Annotated in this window: 19 protein-coding genes; 10 read left to right on the top strand and 9 right to left on the bottom strand. The window is 52.2% G+C overall.

Annotation, left to right across the window (positions count from 1 at the left end; genetic code table 11):
• The first annotated feature begins 129 nt into the window (after positions 1 to 129).
• Positions 130 to 1,065, top strand: a complete 936-nt coding sequence (locus KNP78_RS09465) for a DMT family transporter (protein ID WP_034781029.1) — start codon at positions 130 to 132, stop codon at positions 1,063 to 1,065.
• 138 nt (positions 1,066 to 1,203) lie between these two features.
• Complete coding sequence (locus tag KNP78_RS09470; protein ID WP_128123764.1) at positions 1,204 to 1,506, top strand: hypothetical protein; 303 nt, start codon at positions 1,204 to 1,206, stop codon at positions 1,504 to 1,506.
• Between the two features lie 41 nt (positions 1,507 to 1,547).
• On the opposite strand, the gene KNP78_RS09475 is transcribed toward KNP78_RS09470, so the two are convergent.
• From KNP78_RS09475 to yfkAB, 3 genes are read right to left on the bottom strand one after another with little or no spacing between them, the layout of a single operon-like run.
• Positions 1,548 to 2,690 (bottom strand): MFS transporter, encoded by a 1,143-nt coding sequence (locus KNP78_RS09475; RefSeq protein ID WP_034781020.1) that lies wholly within the window; start codon positions 2,688 to 2,690, stop codon positions 1,548 to 1,550.
• A 41-nt stretch (positions 2,691 to 2,731) separates the two neighbouring features.
• Positions 2,732 to 2,926 (bottom strand): hypothetical protein, encoded by a 195-nt coding sequence (locus KNP78_RS09480; RefSeq protein ID WP_214823842.1) that lies wholly within the window; start codon positions 2,924 to 2,926, stop codon positions 2,732 to 2,734.
• Between the two features lie 53 nt (positions 2,927 to 2,979).
• Positions 2,980 to 4,086 (bottom strand): radical SAM/CxCxxxxC motif protein YfkAB, encoded by a 1,107-nt coding sequence (gene yfkAB / locus KNP78_RS09485; protein WP_214823844.1) that lies wholly within the window; start codon positions 4,084 to 4,086, stop codon positions 2,980 to 2,982.
• Positions 4,087 to 4,171: 85 nt separating this feature from the next.
• Here yfkAB and KNP78_RS09490 point away from each other — a divergent pair, with 85 nt between their 5' ends.
• The 3 genes from KNP78_RS09490 (at position 4,172) to KNP78_RS09500 (ending at position 6,257) form a co-directional block, all read left to right on the top strand.
• The gene (locus KNP78_RS09490) at positions 4,172 to 4,381 is read left to right on the top strand and encodes a hypothetical protein (RefSeq protein WP_016510454.1); all 210 of its coding nucleotides are present in this window, start codon (positions 4,172 to 4,174) and stop codon (positions 4,379 to 4,381) included.
• Positions 4,378 to 5,754 (top strand): 23S rRNA (uracil(1939)-C(5))-methyltransferase RlmD, encoded by a 1,377-nt coding sequence (rlmD, locus tag KNP78_RS09495; RefSeq protein ID WP_214793258.1) that lies wholly within the window; start codon positions 4,378 to 4,380, stop codon positions 5,752 to 5,754. Before KNP78_RS09490 ends, rlmD begins: the two co-directional genes overlap by 4 nt.
• A 95-nt stretch (positions 5,755 to 5,849) precedes the next feature.
• Positions 5,850 to 6,257: a cytidine deaminase gene (locus KNP78_RS09500; protein ID WP_214823846.1), complete on the top strand. Its 408-nt coding sequence runs from the start codon at positions 5,850 to 5,852 to the stop codon at positions 6,255 to 6,257.
• Between the two features lie 27 nt (positions 6,258 to 6,284).
• On the opposite strand, the gene KNP78_RS09505 is transcribed toward KNP78_RS09500, so the two are convergent.
• Entirely contained in the window at positions 6,285 to 6,494 is a 210-nt protein-coding gene (locus KNP78_RS09505) for a hypothetical protein (protein ID WP_034781015.1), read from the bottom strand.
• A gap of 127 nt (positions 6,495 to 6,621) precedes the next feature.
• Between KNP78_RS09505 and KNP78_RS09510 the strand changes: the two genes are divergently transcribed.
• Complete coding sequence (locus KNP78_RS09510) at positions 6,622 to 6,909, top strand: hypothetical protein (RefSeq protein ID WP_034781013.1); 288 nt, start codon at positions 6,622 to 6,624, stop codon at positions 6,907 to 6,909.
• Positions 6,910 to 6,933: 24 nt separating this feature from the next.
• Here the strand turns inward: KNP78_RS09510 and KNP78_RS09515 are convergent, their stop codons facing one another.
• The 5 genes from KNP78_RS09515 to KNP78_RS09535 all read right to left on the bottom strand — a co-directional run bounded on the left by KNP78_RS09515 (position 6,934) and on the right by KNP78_RS09535 (position 12,016).
• Positions 6,934 to 8,319 carry a sensor histidine kinase gene (locus KNP78_RS09515; RefSeq protein WP_034781011.1) on the bottom strand — a complete coding sequence of 462 codons (1,386 nt, stop codon included), beginning with the start codon at positions 8,317 to 8,319 and terminating at the stop codon, positions 6,934 to 6,936.
• Complete coding sequence (locus KNP78_RS09520; RefSeq protein WP_021067764.1) at positions 8,316 to 9,005, bottom strand: response regulator transcription factor; 690 nt, start codon at positions 9,003 to 9,005, stop codon at positions 8,316 to 8,318. The genes KNP78_RS09515 and KNP78_RS09520 overlap by 4 nt, the downstream gene beginning before the upstream one ends.
• 169 nt (positions 9,006 to 9,174) lie before the next feature.
• A complete protein-coding gene (locus KNP78_RS09525) occupies positions 9,175 to 9,741 on the bottom strand; it encodes a GNAT family N-acetyltransferase (RefSeq protein WP_214823848.1) in 567 nt (188 codons plus the stop codon).
• A gap of 201 nt (positions 9,742 to 9,942) precedes the next feature.
• Entirely contained in the window at positions 9,943 to 11,094 is a 1,152-nt protein-coding gene (locus KNP78_RS09530) for an amidohydrolase (RefSeq protein ID WP_214712381.1), read from the bottom strand.
• Between the two features lie 13 nt (positions 11,095 to 11,107).
• Positions 11,108 to 12,016 (bottom strand): TIGR01777 family oxidoreductase, encoded by a 909-nt coding sequence (locus KNP78_RS09535; RefSeq protein ID WP_138859919.1) that lies wholly within the window; start codon positions 12,014 to 12,016, stop codon positions 11,108 to 11,110.
• Positions 12,017 to 12,174: 158 nt separating this feature from the next.
• On the opposite strand from KNP78_RS09535, the gene recX reads away from it, so the two are divergent.
• From recX to KNP78_RS09555, 4 genes are all read left to right on the top strand, one after another.
• Positions 12,175 to 12,987: a recombination regulator RecX gene (gene recX, locus KNP78_RS09540; RefSeq protein ID WP_214823850.1), complete on the top strand. Its 813-nt coding sequence runs from the start codon at positions 12,175 to 12,177 to the stop codon at positions 12,985 to 12,987.
• Positions 12,988 to 13,036: 49 nt separating this feature from the next.
• Positions 13,037 to 14,674, top strand: coding sequence for an L-lactate permease (locus KNP78_RS09545; RefSeq protein WP_214764197.1), 1,638 nt, complete (start codon positions 13,037 to 13,039; stop codon positions 14,672 to 14,674).
• Between the two features lie 315 nt (positions 14,675 to 14,989).
• On the top strand, positions 14,990 to 16,714 hold the full coding sequence (locus KNP78_RS09550; RefSeq protein ID WP_034781002.1) for an ABC transporter ATP-binding protein: 1,725 nt from the start codon (positions 14,990 to 14,992) through the stop codon (positions 16,712 to 16,714).
• Positions 16,715 to 16,736: 22 nt separating this feature from the next.
• Positions 16,737 to 18,782 carry an ABC transporter ATP-binding protein gene (locus KNP78_RS09555; protein ID WP_214754213.1) on the top strand — a complete coding sequence of 682 codons (2,046 nt, stop codon included), beginning with the start codon at positions 16,737 to 16,739 and terminating at the stop codon, positions 18,780 to 18,782.
• Positions 18,783 to 18,785: the final 3 nt, after the last annotated feature.

Here is an 18,785-nt window from a genome sequence, read left to right on the forward strand (position 1 = left end):
TATTGTTGATATGATTGGATTCGATACTAGTTTCGGCTCATAATCTTATTTATAATGATTATTATGTAAGTCTATTTTAGCACCAATCGTAATAACTCACAAACTAAAAGATTAAGGAGTTTTTGTGTCATGCAAAATGTATTTCAACGTCCTTGGACGGTCACGTTCCTCGCGCTATTCAACACGTTTTTATGGGGAAGCGCGTTCCCGTTTATCAAACTGAGCTACGAGGCGCTTGATATTCAAGAGCACGAGTACGGCCAGCAGTTGTTTTTTGCCGGCGAACGCTTTTTATTGTCCGGACTGCTCTTGCTCGTGATTAGCCGCCTCGTCTTCAAACGGCCGATTCGATTAAACGCGGAAAAGTTGAAGGCGTATGCACATTTAGGGGCATTTTTGACATTCTTACAATATTTGTTCTTTTATATCGGGCTTTCCATCTCGACCGGGGTGCAAGGTTCGATTATCGCGGGATCGACCTCATTCTTCCAAATGGCGCTTGCCCATTTCCGTTATGAGGATGACCGTCTCAACCGGTTGAAGGGGATTGCCCTCACACTCGGTTTCTCTGGGATCGTCATCGCCAACTGGCCGACAGCGCACGCAGAGATAGGATTTGGGATTGGCGAGATCTTGCTCATTATGGCGATGATCTCAGGGGCGTTCGGGAACTTGATTGCGAAAGACTACTCACGCGCACATGATGTCGCCCCGATGACGGCTTGGGCGATGGTATTCGGCTCGCTCGGTCTTCTCGTCGTCGGCTATGTGCTCGCGCCAGGGGATGTGTTCCTTCCTTACACGGTCACGACGCTTTTCTTCTTGCTGTATCTCGCGCTCTTGTCTGCAATCGGGTTCACGTTATGGAACACACTCATGAAATATAATCCGGTCAGCCGGGTATCACTTTATATGTTTTTTGTTCCCTTATTCGGTGTCGTCTTATCGAGCGTTTTACTCGGTGAAACGATCCCGTGGAACGCGCTTGTCGGATTATTGTTCGTCATCGCGGGCATCTATCTCTCGACTTATTTCCAGGGGCGAGTCAACCGTTCGGCCCGTTGATCAAACAAAGCTGACGCACGGTTGACGGAATCTTGTTCCCATGGCAAAATATATTAAAAATTCTGAATTCTTTCAGTTGAAAATCGGTCTTCGTTGTAAAGACTTGCGTGCGAATCTGATAGAAGGGAGGATTGTGCCATGGCAAGAAATCCGATTGTCCGAAATATACTCATCTCGCGTCAACCACGGGACGAGTACGTCAAATACGTGATGAAGTGCGTAAGTCGCGGATTGAAGGAGCATCACGACCAAGTGGACGCGCGTGCAACGAGGCAAGGGGAGGACATCCAGACGAAGTGGCATATCAATGATCGCGTCATTGAAGTCACAATCAAGTCGGACGTGCTGGCCTCACTAGAGACAGAACCGTTCGCGCTCGATGAAGTGTTCATGCGCGCGTTCGAACGAAACGACGTTCGTCTCGGTCCAATCAAGGAATGAGTGATACGAAAAAGGGTGAGTCTCCGTTGAGACTCACCCTTTTATGCATCAATCGGCTTCGCTTTCGCTGTGAACAGACTCACAGCCAAGATGCCGAGAATAAGTGTGTACATCAAGAAATACACTTCTTTCGGTAACGCAATCCAAAACGCGCCAATCATCGGTCCGCTGATCGAACCGACGCTAAACGAGATGCTATAGAGCATATTGCCGGTCGGTAACAACGAACGTGGTAACACTTCTGTCATATGAGCCAAACCGAGAGAATACGTGGAGCCGAGACCGGCCCCGGCAAGAGCGAACAAGACGAGCAGCCAGGCGTAATGCTCGACGGCGAGGTTGGCGACGGCGAAGACGAGCGTTCCGAGCGTCAACACGATTTGCAGGATGCGTTTCTTCCCGAAGTGATCGGCGAGGCGACCGAGCGGTAACTGGACGATGATCGAGGCGACGATGAACGTCGTGATGAGCGTACTCGTCTGTGTCAGCCCGATGTCGTTGCGGACCGTGAAAATCGGTAAGTTGGCATTCAAGCTCGCCTCAAGGAACCCGTATGTAAAAGCAGGTAAGAGCGTATATCCGCCGCCGATGAGGACGAGGCGGATGCGTCCTTTCGAGTCGGTCTTCACTTTCTCAGCCTCAGGGTACTCGTTGTCGACCTTGAAGATCAAGAACAAGGATGCGAGACAGAAGACGATCAAGACGAGGAACGGCAGCCAAAAGTGGAGGTCGACGAGCGGGGCGATGAGCGGGCCGACCGCGAATCCGAGGCTGAACGCCATCCCGTAATACGCCATCGCCCGGCCAAGACTTCGCTTCTCGCTCGCAGACGTGACCCACACTTGGGATCCGTAATGGAGCGCCGAATCCCCAAATCCGATGACGAAACGCATGAGTGCCCACATGAGCAGTGACGGCCAGAGCGGCAAGAAGAACGTGGCAAGCGCCGTCAAGACGATGCCGAGGACGATGGTCGGCCGAAACCCGTACTTGCGGACGAACCGTTCGAGTAGCGGCGCAGAGACGATGACGCCCAAGTAGAGCATCGTCGCATTCAACCCGTTCAACCAGGCCGGGTTGCCGTCCCGTTCGATGAGCGTCGACAAGAGCGGGATGAGCGCGCCTTGAATCAAACCAGAAATAAAGACGACGAGTAATAAAATCGAAAACCGAAATCGTTGCATAATTCACCTCATACTCAAATAGTAAAAAGCTGAGAAGGGTCTCAGCTTTTTGGTTCGTCAATTGGTTGAGGTACATGATTCAAGTGTAAGAGTTCATCATCCCAACTGCCTTGACTGAATACTTCATCACGGTCTACTTTGTCTGAAACGAATGCGACTGTCAATAAGATGCTGAGCACACCACCGAAAATGATGATGGCCATAACGGTGATCATGAATACATAGATGGCTGTCATCTTTAAACACCTCGATTCAGGTTATATACTGAACATTTCCCGAAACAAAACAATTAAAACGGCTCGGCGACACGTTCTTGAAAGTTCACGTCCGGGTAATACGCTTGCTTGACGAGCGCGTTCGGTCCGAGACACTTGACGGCGGGGCAGTGGCATGACAGTGTGGCGTTCAGACTGCTGTTCGTCCACGCCTCATACGCGTCTTGGAACGAGGTATCATACAGTGTGCCGAGCGTGCCGAGCTCGTCTCCGAAGTCGGTGACGATAATCTGGCCATCGAAGATATTCGTGTTGAGGCGTGAGCGGCCATCTGGGTCGTTCCGAACGGTGACGTTCTTCGCCTCGTGGAGTCGTTTCAGCAAGGCGCGGTCCTCTGGTGCGTCGGAGCAGGCATAAAACGGCAACGTCCCGAACAACATCCAGACGTTCTCGTCCCGGACATCGAGCAGGTCATGAATCGCCTGACGGGTGTCGGCAAGCGATGCCGACTCGAGCGCGCTAGCAAAGTCTGCGGGGTACATCGGGTGAACTTCGTGACGCTGACAGCCGAGTGCGACGATCTCTTCATGGATTTCTTTCAAGTGCGGGATCGTCCGTTTGTTGATCATCGTCTCGGCGGATACGATGATGCCTTCGGAGGTGAGCGCCCGGGCATTGTCTTTCATCGTCTGAAGCATCTTCAAACGTGCCTCGACGCTCGGTTTCCGGTCCATCATCGCGAAACCGCCCTCTAAGAAATCGGCGTCTGTGCCCCAGTTATGCGAAATGTGCAAAACGTCGAGGTAAGGGGTAATAAGATGGTAGCGAGAGAGTGGGAGCGTCAAGTTCGAGTTGATTTGTGTCCGGGCGCCACGCTCTTTCGCATAACGCAAGAGCGGGACGACATAGTTCCGCACCGACTTCATCGACAGCATCGGCTCGCCGCCCGTGATGGAGAACGCGCGCAAATGCTCGATCTCATCAAGGCGCGAAATCAATAGGTCGAGCGGGACTTCAGGTTCTTCCGTCTGATCGAGCATATTGCCGACCGCGCAATGTTCGCAGCGCATATTGCATAGCTTGGTCGTCGTCACTTCGATGTTCGAAAGGACGAGGCGACCGAACTCGGTTTGATCGAGGTAGGCTTCCCATGGATCAAACGTTGTCGAGATGTTTTGCATATCAATTCCACCTTTTCATCAAGTCACACGAAATAGTATGCTATAATAACAACTCTTTGTCACGAACCAAAGGAGCGATCACGAGATGGGTAAATCACGAACGGATACGGCAGGAAAAATGAACGTGTTAAAATCGAGAACGGAATTACTGTGCTTATCAGTCAATACGTTGGACGAATTCACGACGCCAGAGGATTTGCATCGATTGTTAGCTGATATTGATTCCTTACGTGCGAAAGTCGTACGTTACGCCAAAGATTTAGAACAAGTATCTCGAAAGGATGAAACACATTGAAACTGATCGTAGGAGAATATACTAGCGCCCAAGCCGAGCGGCTAGGCATTAACGGAGAGGGCATCGCGACGATTGATCGCATGGTCATCTTCATCCCAAACTTATTACCGGGCGAGAAGGCGAAAGTCGAAATTACGCGCGTCGAGCGGAACTACGCCGAGGCGCGTGTCATCAAGCGCGATAATGATTCACCGGACCGGGTCAAACCGCCGTGTCCGATTTATGACGAGTGTGGCGGTTGCCAGATTCAACATATGAGTCCGCGCCTGCAGATGGACTATAAAGAAGAAATCGTCCGCAACGCCTTCCGTCAAAAGACGAAATTGAACGTCGACAAATCGGATATCCGTGCGACGAAAGGGATGGACAACCCTTGGTATTACCGCAACAAGTCACAATTCCCGCTCTCGACGCGCCGCGGCGAGATCGTGTCGGGTCTCTACAAACCGAACACGAATGAGCTCGTGCCAATCGAACACTGCATGGTACAGCAGCGCGACACGACGAACATTAACAACGCCATCGTCCGTATTTTGAACGAGCTCGACATCCCGGTATACGATGCGCGCCGTGACGTCGGTTTCGCCCGTACCGTCATCGTCCGCTCAGGCTACAAGACAGACGATGTCCAAGTCGTGCTCGTCGTCGGGAACGAGGACGTCCCGCGTTTAGATGAATTGAGCGATCGCATCATGGCGTTACCGAACGTCGTATCGTTCCACATCAATATCAACTCGAACCGTTCGGGTGTCATCTTCGGTTACCGTACGGTCCATATCGCCGGTCAAGACAAGATGGACGAGCAACTCGATGACGTGCATTACCACTTGTCACCGCGCGCGTTCTTCCAGCTCAACCCGGCTCAGACAGAAATCATGTATCGTGAAGTCGTCGAGGCGGCTAAACTCACGGGCGAAGAGCGCGTCATCGATGCGTACGCCGGTGTCGGTTCGATCGGGCTATGGCTCGCGCCGCACGCAAAAGAGATCCGTGGGATGGAAGTCGTCCCGGAAGCGGTGGAAGATGCGAACGCGCACATGCGTGAGAACGGCTTCAGCCATGCGACTTATGTCGAAGGCCGGGCCGAACATTGGATTCCGCGCTGGGTGAAAGACGGATGGATTCCAGATGTCATCGTCGTCGACCCGCCGCGCACAGGGGTCGATCATCAACTGTTGAATGCGATGATTTCATCGAAAGCGAAACGCATCGTGTACGTGTCATGTAACCCGCAGACGCTCGCGCGTGACGCGGATCAACTCATGAAAGCCGACTATAAGATCAACTATATCCAGCCGTATGATATGTTCCCGCAGACGGCGCATGTTGAGTCAATTGTCGTCTTCGAGAAGAAGAAAAAGAAAAAGTATTGACGGGGTTGTGAAAACGCTTGCAAAAATGGTGTTTTCACGTTATAGTTCAGATGTCAGACTTCTTTGATAAACGTTAAGAAGCGGAGGAACATCAGATGATCCCACAAAAAAAAATGAACGAGCTTGTCCATAAAGCGATTGATGCACGGTCGCGCGCCTATACTCCTTATTCGAAGTTTAATGTCGGGGCTGTCGTCATCGACGAGACCGGCAAAGAGATCTCAGGATGCAACGTCGAGAACGCTTCGTACGGCTTGTCGATGTGTGCAGAACGGACTGCCATCTTCAAAGCGGTATCGGAAGGCAGCAAGGTAATCGAGACCGTCGTCGTCGTCGGCGACACGGACGGACCAATCTCGCCATGCGGCGCTTGCCGTCAAGTTATCGCCGAGTTTGCCAGTGACGATTTTACATTGATTCTCGCGAACATGGCCGGGGAGACGAAAGTGATGACGAAAGAAGAGATGTTGCCTTACGGCTTCTCGCCAAGCGATTTAACATAAAAATGCGGACGAATTTCGTCCGCATTTTTATTTATTGCCCTCATATTTTTTCTCGCTGACCGAGTCATCCTTCGAGTGCCGCTTTTGTTTCTCATCTTTCACTTTCTGGTTCAGCTCTTCTACCGGGATCGGATCGACCGTTTCCATCCCTTCCTGGTCGAAGATGCTCTCCTTGTCCGTATCGACGGCATCCGGATTATCAAACGGTCGCTTGGACGTATCTTTTGACTGTTTCATCTTCATCGCCTCCTTGTCTTGACTGTTATTCCACTTCCTGAATGGGTGTAAACGCTTTAGAAAATGGGTTTCGATTTCGCAGAACAGTGGAATTATCCGTACATAGTGACTAAGGAGGGGTATTTGGATGGATAAGAAAGTATTGATGGGAATCGTACTCGGGGTGGCTGGGGCCGCGCTCGTCGCACCAAAAGTGGCGGCACTCTTGACTCAGGACCGTGATGACGATACATGGAGCAAGATGGACAAGATGGAAAGTGTCGATTCGGATAAGGATGAGGCGGAGGAAGGCCTCACTCAACTCGATTCGAACTATCGGGCCGAGTGGCAAGCGAATGGTTATCCACAGACGCACGCCGAGCGGGAACGTCTCATGAATGAATCAGATGACGCCTATAAAGGCAAAGACATATAAAAAAGACAGCCGCGGCTGTCTTTTTTATATGTCTTCGTCCGGCAAGAGCGGCAATGTGAGCGTGACGGTCGTTCCGTTGCCAACTTCTGAAGTGAAGTGCATCGAGCCGCCGTGGCGTTCCATGATGTGTTTGGCGATGGCGAGGCCGAGCCCGGTCCCGCCATCTTCGCGTGTGCGTGACTTATTGACACGGTAAAATCGCTTCGTCAATTGATCGAGATCCTCTTTCGGGATACCCCGACCTTCGTCCCGAATCTCGGTGACGGCATTGTCGGCGGTCGCATATGTCTTCACATGGATCGATTTCCCGGCTTCGGTGTAGCGAAGGGCGTTATCGAGCAAGTTTCCAACGACTTGCTCGAGCCGGTCGTGGTCCCCAAGAATGATCAAGTCGAAATCGAGGTCCGTCTCGATCGTGACGCCTTTCGCCCCGGCAATCGGCTCGAAACGGTATAGCACATCTTCGAGCACTTGCGAATAGACGACCGGTTCTTTCGTCATCGGATATGAGTCGCGTTCGAGTTGGGCCAAGTCGAGCAAGTCGTTGACGAGCCGTTGCAAGCGCTCCGTCTCATTCTCGATGATTTCGTAATATTGGTTTTTCGTTTTCTCGTCGAGCGACGGGTCTTGGAGCATTTCCGTATAGCCCCGAATATATGACAACGGTGTCCGCAATTCATGACTGACGTTCGCCAAAAATTCTTTCCGTTGCTCTTCGACGAGACCGAGTGACTCGGCCATCCGGTTCAGCGTCTCGGCGAGCTCGCCAATCTCGTCATCGTAATAAATCGGGATACGGTGCGAGAAGTCGCCTTTGGCATATACTTGCGAGGCTCGCTTCATTTGTATGAGTGGCTGAATGATCGTATCGATAATTTGCGTCCCGAAGATGAGCAAGTTCACGATCATCAAGATGAGCAAGAACGTGATCATAAGCCGAATCGGTTGGAACGGCTCACTGATTTTACTTAACTCCATATATAGGATGAGCGCATTATCGAGCTCGCCGTCCCGGATGAGCGGGAAGGCGGACATCAGGATATCCACATCCTCGGTCGGGTGTTTACGGGTGACGGAGATCGCGTAGCCGTCTTGAAGTTTGGCGAGGTCTTGTTCCCTTAAAAACGTCTTGCCTGAGCCGAGACTGTCTTCCCTGACCGACGAGAGGAACACTTTCGTTTCGGTCAGTTCGTTCGTGTACGTCATACTGTCCGAAAACGCGTCAGAGAAGCCGTCCGCCTTGTAGATGGTGACGAGCTTCTCTCCGCGGTTGATGAGCAGTTCTTCCTGCGTCTGAATATAGAACTTGTCGTACAAGTAAAACGTCATGATGATGAACACGAACGCGGAGAAGAGGCTAGCGGTCCAGATGGTGATCCAAATCCGCTTCCGGATCGTGTATTGCTTCATACGGTCGCCTCGAACTTGTAGCCGATCCCCCAGACGGTTTGAATGTAGCCACCTGCTTCACCGAGCTTGAGGCGAAGCGTCTTGATATGCGTGTCGACCGTCCGAAGGTTACCGTGGTACTCGGTGCCCCAAATTTGATCGAGCAACTGTTCACGTGAGAATACTTTCTCTTCATTCGTGATGAACAAGTAGAGCAAATCGAACTCTTTGCGGGTCAAGTTGACCGTTTTGCCTTTCACGCTGACCGCACGGCCATCGATATCGATGGACAAGACTCCGGTATCGAACGTCGCTTCTTGTTCTTTCGAGAAGTTATGCGTCCGACGAAGCGTTGCTTCGATGCGGGCAAGCAGCTCGCGCGGACTGAACGGCTTCGTGATATAGTCATCCGCGCCGATCTTCAAGCCATGGATGCGATCGAGTTCTTCTGACCGGGCCGTGAGCATGATAATCGGGACGTTCGAGAACTCGCGGATGCGCATGCACGCCGTGAGGCCGTCGAGTTCAGGCATCATCACGTCGAGCAGGACGAGGTGGAACGACTGTTCTTTCAATAAGTCGATTGCCTCGAGGCCGTTCGTGGCTGTGACGGTCTCATATCCTTCCTTCTCTAAGTTCGAAACGAGTAAATCCCGCATTTGTTCTTCATCATCGGTCACTAAGATGCGAAACGTTGGTTCTGACATTGGGCATTCTCCTTTACAAAACGGTTAACGAGGCTGTGTGATAATTCCCTCATACCTCTATCATACCTATCTCTCCGAATTAGAACAGAAATATTCATTGCCGTAAAGTTGTCCTCATGAAATCCACACAAAAACGCCACAAAAAAGCCAATTCTTTGTCAGAATTGGCTTACGCTTCGAGCTGTGCTTCATAGGTATGGTCGAATTCAGGCGCATGGAGTGAGTGCAAGTAGAGTTGGAAACTCGACTTCGACACTTCATACAAGACATATTTGACGTCCCCTTGGTTGATTTCAGTCAATAGTTCAGACCGGATCTCGTTAGCGCAGAAAGCGTACGGTAGTTTCTCAGCCGCCGCGATCGAACGCTCATTCGATTGACGGATTTTTAAAAATACACTTTCTATGTCAAGCTCGAAGAAAAGTTCAGAGAAGAACGCTTCTTTCGCGACTTGATTGTAACCTTTGCCGTGATACGGTTTGCCAAGCCACGTCCCGAGGAATCCATAGCCCGATTCCACGTCGAACAAGCTGATTGTCCCAATCGGGGTACCAAACTCGTTCGTGATGGTACGTGAGATGATGTTTCCTTGCTCTTCTAGCTCGATGATTTGCTTCGTGCTAAATAAAAACTCGTCAAAGTGGACCGTCTTTTGACGGACATACGGAAAGACATCTGGGTGTTGCATCAGTTCGAACAACTCCGCGCAGTCGGTAAGCTCACGAAATTTGAGCACCTTTACATTCCTCCTCCTATTTCAGACCGCTGAAGAATAGTTGTAACGAAAGCATACTTCTGGCTTCGTTGTTCGAACTTGCCTTGGCTGCTCCCTTTTATGAAGTTACAAGATTATTTTATATAGTTTTTTTGAAAAAGCAAGTAAATAAAATGCAACTTCACAAAAAAATAATAAGAGCGCTTTCACGACTGGCCTCACTCACATCTCATGATGTGTTTTCGATCGGTTCGTCGAGTAAACGATGTGGCCATCGACGATGGTCATAATCGGCTTTGACATGTAGTCGAGCGGGAAGTGACTCCAAAGGACAAGGTCGGCATCTTTGCCGATTTCGAGCGAGCCGATGCGGTCGTCTACTCCAAGCGATTCGGCCGGATGGATCGTGATGGCGCGGAGTGCGACGTCGACCGGAAGTCCTTCGCGGGCAGCAAGACCGGCGCAAAGATTTAAATATTGAACGGGCGTATAAGGATGGTCCGTCGTGATCGAGACGATCATATCGTGTTCATGTAAAATTCGGTACGTCTCCCATGTTTTGTTCTGGAGCTCAATTTTCGATTTACGTGTGAACGTCGGACCGACGGTGACATGTTTGACACCGAGTTCGCGTAACTTTTCAGCGACGAGATGTCCTTCCGTACAGTGCTCGATCCGATAATCGAGGTCGAACTCTTGCGCGAAGCGGACGACCGATAAAATATCGTCGGCGCGGTGGGCGTGGACCCGGATTGGCATCTTGCGGTCAAGGGCGAGTTGAATCATCTGGCTGCCGAACGTGCCGATCGTCTTCGTCGAGTCGACGGTCCGGAACGCTTCACGCAACAACCCCATGATCCCCATGCGGGTCAACTCACCGGATCTCCCCATACTGTGGACACGCTTCGGGTTCTCCCCGAGGGCGAGCTTGAGACCGGCATAACGCCGAAGTACCATGTCCTCGATGAAGCGGCCGTGCGTTTTAATGACACTCGTCACCCCGCCGATGACGTTCATACTGCCGGGCATGACTTGAACGGCAGTGACTCCGGCCATGAGCGCCTCTTGAAACCCTTCATCGAGCGGATAGACGCCGTCGATGGCCCGAGCGTGCGGCGTCATCGCCTCGACGGTCTCGTTTGCATCGTTTCCGACTGAACCTGTCCCTTCGTCATACAGTCCGAGGTGGGTATGGGCATCGATAAACCCTGGGAACAAGAAGTTGCCTTCGGCTTCGATGACCGTTTCTCCGTCGAGCGGGTCCAGCAAGTCTGCCATTTCAATGATTTTGCCGTCCTTGACGCGCAAATCTCCGTAAAAATGTGGGGCAGTGATTGGATAAATGTGGGCGTTACGAATTAACAAATTACTCACGTGCTAGCTCCTTTCAAATCAAATGAAGTAGTTGTTTCAAAGCGGGTTCTAACGTTTCGTAACGGAAGCGGAAACCGTGATTGAGTGCTTTCGTCGGGACGACTTTCGCCCCTTCAAGGACGATGACACTCTTCTCTCCGAGCGCGAGCTTGAGGAGCGGTGCTGGGGCAGGTGCCCAATGCGGGCGATGCATCACGCGTCCGAGCGTTTTTCCAAACTCATTCATCGTGACGGGCGTCGGTGCCGTGCCGTTGACGGGGCCTTCGATGGAAGTCGTCTCGATGATATGGACAAACAGGCGAACGAGGTCGTCCAAATGAATCCACGGTACCCATTGCTGTCCTGAGCCGAGCCGTCCTCCGACACCGAGCGTGTACGGCAGTTTCATGAGCGGGAAGGCACCGCCGTCATTCGATAAGACGACACCGGTCCGCATCGTGACGAGGCGAATTCCCATGTCTTTGATCGGGGCCGCCTCTTTCTCCCACAACACACAGACGTTTCCTAAGAAGTTGGTCCGGTCCGGGAGTGGGGTCGCTTCGGAATACGTGATGGAACGGTCTTCCCCGTAAATCCCGATGGCGGATCCGCTGATGACGACGCTCGGCTTGCGTTTCATATTTTTAATGATCCGAACGACTTCTTTCGTCCCGTCGATTCGGCTTTGAAGAATGGCTTGTTTCTGTTTATGTGTCCAGCGTCCATCGTTGATGGAGGCGCCAGCCAAATGGATGAAGGCGTCGACGTCTTGCAACTCGGACTCAGGATGGCTGTCAGGCGTCAACCATTCAACGAACGAGATCCCTCCTTGTCGTGGGCGCGGGCGGCGCGTCAATACGACGACTTGATGTCCGACCTCGGCGAGCGCGCGGACGAGCGGGCGACCGATTAGTCCGGTTCCGCCGGTGATTGCAATTTTCATAAGTCTCCCTCCAGTATATTGAAGCGATTTCAAAACGGGTATGGGTTCCATAAAGAAAGCGGACCGTTCGTATTGTGAATACCCTTTCTTCTAACTTATCAAAAATCCTGCTCGAAAGGGGAACGTGATATGTTAGAAGCAGGAAATGGAGGGATTTCGTGAAAATTGCCAAGTTTACGACCCAGAAGAAAAATAAAGACCGGCTCAACGTGTACGTCGAGAAGGACGGGCGTGAGGAGTTTGCGTTCGCCATCGACCTCGACGTCTTCATCAAATATGAATTGACGAAAGGGATGGAGCTCGAAGACGACTTCGTCCGTGACGTTCTTCAAGCCGAAGAAGAACAAAAAGCATATAAAGCGGCCGTCAATTATTTATCGTACCGAATGCGTGCCGTTTCAGAGGTGCGTGACTACCTCGTGAAGAAAGAGATAGATGAGGCAGCCATCAAGCGCGTCATCGAGCGATTGATCGAACAGCGCTACTTGAACGATGCTGAATTTGCCAAAGCCTACACCCAGACGAAGTTCAATACGAGTCCGAGCGGACCGGTCAAAATTAAACGAGAACTCACCCAGCTCCGAATCGACGCTGACATCATTGAAGAAGTCATCGGCGCAATTTCGCACGAAGACCAGCTTGAAAAGGCCGGAAAGTTCGTAAATAGGAAACAAATGGAAACAAATCGCCGTTCTGCCACAGAAGTGCAACAAAGAATTCAACAAACCCTGATGCAAAGGGGATTTACGTTTGATATCATTTCAGAGGCGATTCTCACGTTTTGGGAGAACGAGGATGAGGACGTTGAACTTTCGGCTTGTTTGATACAGGCGGAAAAATTAAATCGGAAGTTCAGTGGATATGCCCCATATGAGCGGAAACAGCGGATGAAGATGCAGCTTCGACGCAAAGGTTTTCCATATGAGGTGATTGATCGGGCTTTAGATCGACTCGCTGAACAAGAGTCATAACGGGAGATTCATTTACGGTAGGGGAAAAATCTGAAAAGGTGGGTCTACATTGACGATTTTTGAATGGATTACAGCACTCATGCCGATTGTGGCAGTGCTCGTATTATTGGTCATTATGCGTTTACCGGCGTCGGTCGCGATGCCGCTCTCGCTCGTTTTGACGGCAGGACTGGCGTTCTTCGTCTGGCAACTCGATGCGACACGGATTATGGCGGCGACGTTACAAGGACTCGTGATCGCCGTCACGACGGTCTGGATTGTGTACGGTGCGATTGGGATGATGAATACGATGAAAGAGGGCGGCGGTATGAACGCGATTCGCTCTGGATTCGTTAACATCACACCGGATCCCCGGATTCAAGTGCTCATCGTCGGCTGGTTGTTCGTCTCATTCATCGAAGGTGCTTCGGGCTTCGGGACACCAGCTACGGTTGCGGCGCCCCTGTTGATCGCCCTCGGCTTCCCGCCGATTGCAGCGGTCGTCATCGCTTTATCGGCCGACGTCTCGGCGGTCACGTTCGGTGCGGTCGGCACACCAGCTTTAATCGGAATTGGGAACGGGCTGTCGCTTGACGTCAATCAACCGGAAACGATCGAGTTTTTGACAAGCGTCGTCTTACAGACGGTACTCATCGACATGTTCGTCGGTTTGTTGATTCCGTTTATCTTGATTTTGATGCTGACCCGATTCTTCAGTAAAGAGAAGTCAATCAAGCCGGCGCTCGAAGTGTTCCCGATTGCCATTATCGCGGCACTCGTTTACAGTATCCCGGCCTACATTTGGACACTCATCCTCGGATTTGAATTCGGGGGCATGCTCGGCGGGTTGACGGGTCTCGTCATCCTCGTCACAATGGCACGCAAAGGGATCCTCATGCCAAAACGGGTGTGGACGTTCGACGGTTATGCCGATGAGATCGAGCAGCCGCTTGAGAAGCCGTCTGTTGGTAAAGGCAAACGTGAACTTCCGCAGTGGAAGGCGTGGGCGCCATATTTGATTTTGACGATTTTCCTCGTGTTGACACGGACCGTGCCATTCTTGAATGAATTGGCACGTAGCGTCCGCATTGACTTGCCAAACATCATCGGGGTCGAAGGAATCTCGACGTCGTGGGAACCGTTCTATTCGCCAGGGTTCATGTTCATCTTGACGATGATTGCGACATTCTTCCTCCACAACATGAGTTGGTCACAAGTGACTTCGGTCTTTAAAGCGACGACACTCGGTGTCGTCGGGACGGCCATCACGCTCGCTGCGTCAGTGCCGATGGTTCGAATCTTCATTCACTCAGAAAATGGTGGAGCTGGCCTGGCTTCGATGCCGGTCGAACTCGCCACGGCTGCAGCCGATACGTTCGGCGGTGTCTGGCCGCTCGTCGCACCATGGATTGGGGCGCTCGGCGCCTTCGTTTCCGGATCGGCCACGTTCTCGAACATGATGTTCTCAAGTTTGACGACGAATGTTGCCGAATCCGTTGGTTTGAACGAGACGCTCGCGTTATCGATGCAGATGGCAGGGGCCAACGCCGGTAACATGATTTGTGTCTTGAACGTCGTCGCGGTCGCCTCGGTCGCAGGTCTTCTTGGGAAAGAAGGAACGATCATTCGCTATACGCTCATGCCGATGATTTACTACGTGACGGCGACTGGCCTTGTTGGCTTGATGCTCGCCACTTTCTTCTTGTAAAAAAGTTACAAATTATTTACGACAATAATATTGACAATTTTCTGAACAGTCTGCTAAGGTTTTAGTAGATTTTCAAACTATGAACAGAGAGGAGCCAGCATGATGAAGTACATTCCAACACTACAACGCACACACACAACATCATATGGCTACTCGTATTTGACTGCGTAATTTGGCAGCTGGATAGGGGTAGTGTCCTTTCCCTGACCATGCAAAAGACTGAAGACTCAGAAGCGTACTTCATCCGATTGGTTGCACAATCAGGTGACGTGCGCTTTTTTGCGTGCGCGGAAAGGACGGAAGGGGGAATCAGTCATGAAACTGATTAAACAACTAGATTGGTTTATTAAAAGACAGAAGCGGACGTATATCGTCGCCATCATCCTGCTCATCATCACCGGCGTCGTCGATATGCTGCCGCCATGGATTATCGGGCAGGCGATCGATGCCATCCGCGAAGGGAGCTTGACGACGGAACGTCTCGTCATGATCGTCGGATCATTGCTCAGTATCATGGTTTTATCATACGTCCTTTCGTATGTATGGATCGCCCGTCTGTTTGGGACGGCGTTCCTGCTCGAGAAAAAATTGCGGGCCCGTTTCTTCGGCCACTTGCTCCGGCAGACACCGCGCTTCTATCAACAGCACCGCACCGGGGATTTGATGGCGCTCGCGACGAACGATTTGAAGGCGGTGGAACGGACGGCCGGGTTCGGCGTCATGACGCTCGTCGACTCGTTCAATATGACGCTCATCGCCCTCACAATCATGGGCGTGTTCATCGATTGGAAGTTGACGCTCGCCGCACTCTTGCCGATGCCGCTTCTCGCCTGGTCGATGAATAAGCTCGGACGCCAAATCCATGCTCGCTTCACAGCGGCACAGGACGCGTTCGGCGTGATGAACGACCAAGTCGTCGAATCGATTTCAGGCCTTCGGGTCGTCCGTTCGTTCGTCCAAGAAGAGGCGGACACGAAGAAATTCGACACGATCACCGACGACGTGATGGCGAAAAACATGCACGTCGCGAAAATCGACGTCTTGTTCGAACCGGTCATTAAACTGCTCGTCGGCTTGAGCTATTTGATCGGTTTGTCGTTCGGAACGTATCTCGTGTTCACGAACGACATCACACTCGGACAGCTCGTCTCGTTCAACATCTATCTCGGGATGCTCATTTGGCCGATGTACGCGTTCGGGGAACTGATCAACGTCGTGCAACGGGGGACGGCCAGCCTTGAACGAATCGAGGCGACGATGAACGAGACACCGGACGTCGTCTCGACCGGCACGGTCGAAGTCGGCGTCCCGGAGAAAATCACGTTCAAATCACTATCGTTCCAATATCCAGGATCGACCCGAGCATCGCTTGAAGACATCGTCTTGCACGTGTCGCGTGGCGAGACGATCGGCATCGTCGGACCGACCGGGGCCGGGAAGACGACGCTATTGCGTCAAATGCTCCGCGAGTATCCGATCGATGACTCGCTACTCGTCAACGGGGTCCCGATTCACGACATCAAACTCGATACCGTGCGCGGTTGGAGCGGTTACGTCTCGCAAGAACATTTGCTGTTCTCGAAAACGGTCCGTGACAATATCTTGTTCGGCTCAAACGATGCGACGGAACAAGACCTTGAAACGGCGATTCGACTTGCGGCGTTCGATACCGATATCGAGCATTTAGAGAACGGTCTCGACACGGTCGTCGGGGAACAAGGGGTCATGCTCTCGGGTGGCCAGAAACAACGGCTCTCGATTGCCCGCGCTCTCTTGAAAGACCCAGAGATCCTCTTGCTCGACGATTCGCTTTCAGCGGTCGACGCCAAGACGGAAGCACGCATCATCGATTCGGTCCGGACGAGCCGGGCCGAACAGACGACGTTCATCGTCGCGCACCGCCTGTCCGCTGTCGCCCATGCCGACCAGATTCTTGTGCTGCAAGACGGTCGCGTCACAGAGCGGGGCACACATGACCAACTGATGGAACGACGCGGTTGGTATTATGAACAATACGTTCGACAAGGAGAGTCGGAGTAATCCGGGAAAGGGGGAATCTCTCATGATCGATCAATACGAATTAGATCCAGTCCGCAGGAAAAAAACGATCCGTTCACTCGTCGGCTATGCCAAACAAGTGAGACGCTCGATTTTCCTCGGTTTGACCTTACTATTTTTAGCGGTCGGGGCCGAACTAGCCGGACCGTATATCGCCAAAATTATCATCGACGACCATATCGTCGCCATCGAGCGCGATTGGGTTCAAGTCGAGTCAGGCGGGAGTGTCGACTTTGACGGCAACTCCTATGAAAAAGAGACACGGCTCGACGGAGAGACCGTCGTCCGACCTGTCTCGATCGTTCAGACGACGGACGGATACTATCTCGTCCCAGACGCTGTCATGAGTGGTGGGGTACGTGAAGTCGAAGACGGAGTCCTCACCATCACACGGAGCGAGGAATCAGCGACGTACGACAATATCGTGCCGCTCTCCTCGACCGATGTGTTTCAATTTTATGAGACGGATCTTCAGGCCGTGCTTATGTTATCTGCCTTGTACGTCGTCTTGCTTCTTATCGCGGCCGGTTTGAACTGGGGGCAACAGATGCTCCTCCAGCGATCGGCCCATAAGATTGTCAAGACGATGCGACTCGACGTCATGCGACATTTGCAGACGATTCCGGTCCGCTACTTCGACCAGACACCGATCGGGAAAATCGTCAGCCGCGTCACGAATGACACTGAGACGATTCGCGACCTATATTTGGGAGTGCTCGCACGCGTCTTCCAAAGCGTCGTCATGATGATTGGTGTCCTGATCGCCATGTTCTTCTTGGACGTGCGCCTCGGTCTCGTCTCGCTCATCATCATCCCGGTCGTCATCGTCTGGATTAAGCTGTTCCAACGCCTGTCGACCCGAAACAACTTCCGTGTCCGTGCCCTCGTCGCGGATATGAACGCCCAATTGAATGAGAGCATCCAGACGATGCCGATCATTCAGTCGTACGTCAAAGAAGATCTCGTCTATGACGAGTTCAACGAGAAAAACAGCGACAACTTCCAAACGAGACGGAAACTGCTCAAACTGGATGCGCTCATGTCGCACAACTTGGTCAACTTCTTCCGCAACATGGCGCTCGCCTTACTCATCTGGGTCGTCGGTGCGCAGACGCTTGGAACGGGCAGCGTGCTCACGCTCGGGATTTTATACGCCTATATCGATTACGTGTCACGGATCTTTGAGCCGGTCACACAAATCATGAACCAACTGTCCCCGCTCCAACAAGCGCTCGTCTCGGCAGACCGGATGTTCCAGTTGCTCGACGAGAAAGGGGAAGACGTGTCCACGGAACGGATTGCACGCTTTAAAGGCGAGGTCGCCTTCGAGGACGTGTCGTTCAGCTATGAGGCCGGGAAACCGGTGCTTCAACACATCGATATCCATGCGGAACCGGGTGAGACGGTGGCGCTCGTCGGTCATACGGGCAGCGGCAAGAGTTCGATCATGAACCTGCTCATGCGCTTTTATGACCCGTCAGAAGGAACGCTCAACATTGATGGCATGGACGTGACGAAACTGCCGACGCAAGCCGTCCGCGCCCATCTCGGTATCGTGCTCCAAGACCCGTTCTTGTTCACGGGCTCGATTCGAACGAACGTGACGCTCGGTGACGAGACGATCTCGGACGAGCGGATTTGGCAAGCGTTGACGGCGGTCGGAGCCGATCGATTCGTCAAACAGTTGCCACACGGAATAGACGAGCCGGTCATCGAACGCGGCGCCTCGCTCTCGAGCGGAGAGCGCCAGTTGATCAGTTTCGCCCGTGCCCTCGTCTTCGACCCAGCCATCCTTGTCTTAGATGAGGCGACGGCAAGTGTCGATTCGGAGACAGAAGCGCTCATCCAAGACGCGCTCAAGACGCTCACATACGGGCGGACGACGTTCGTCATCGCGCACCGTCTCTCGACGATACGGGAAGCGGACCAAATCCTCGTCCTCGATCACGGTCACATCATCGAGCGAGGCAACCATCAATCACTCATCGCTGATGGCGGGGTCTACGCCCGGATGCATGAGTTGCAAAGTAAACAACAAGCCATCAGTTGAGGA

Source organism: Exiguobacterium sp. s28 (genome assembly GCF_018618135.1).
Taxonomy (GTDB): Bacteria; Bacillota; Bacilli; order Exiguobacteriales; family Exiguobacteriaceae; genus Exiguobacterium; species Exiguobacterium mexicanum_A.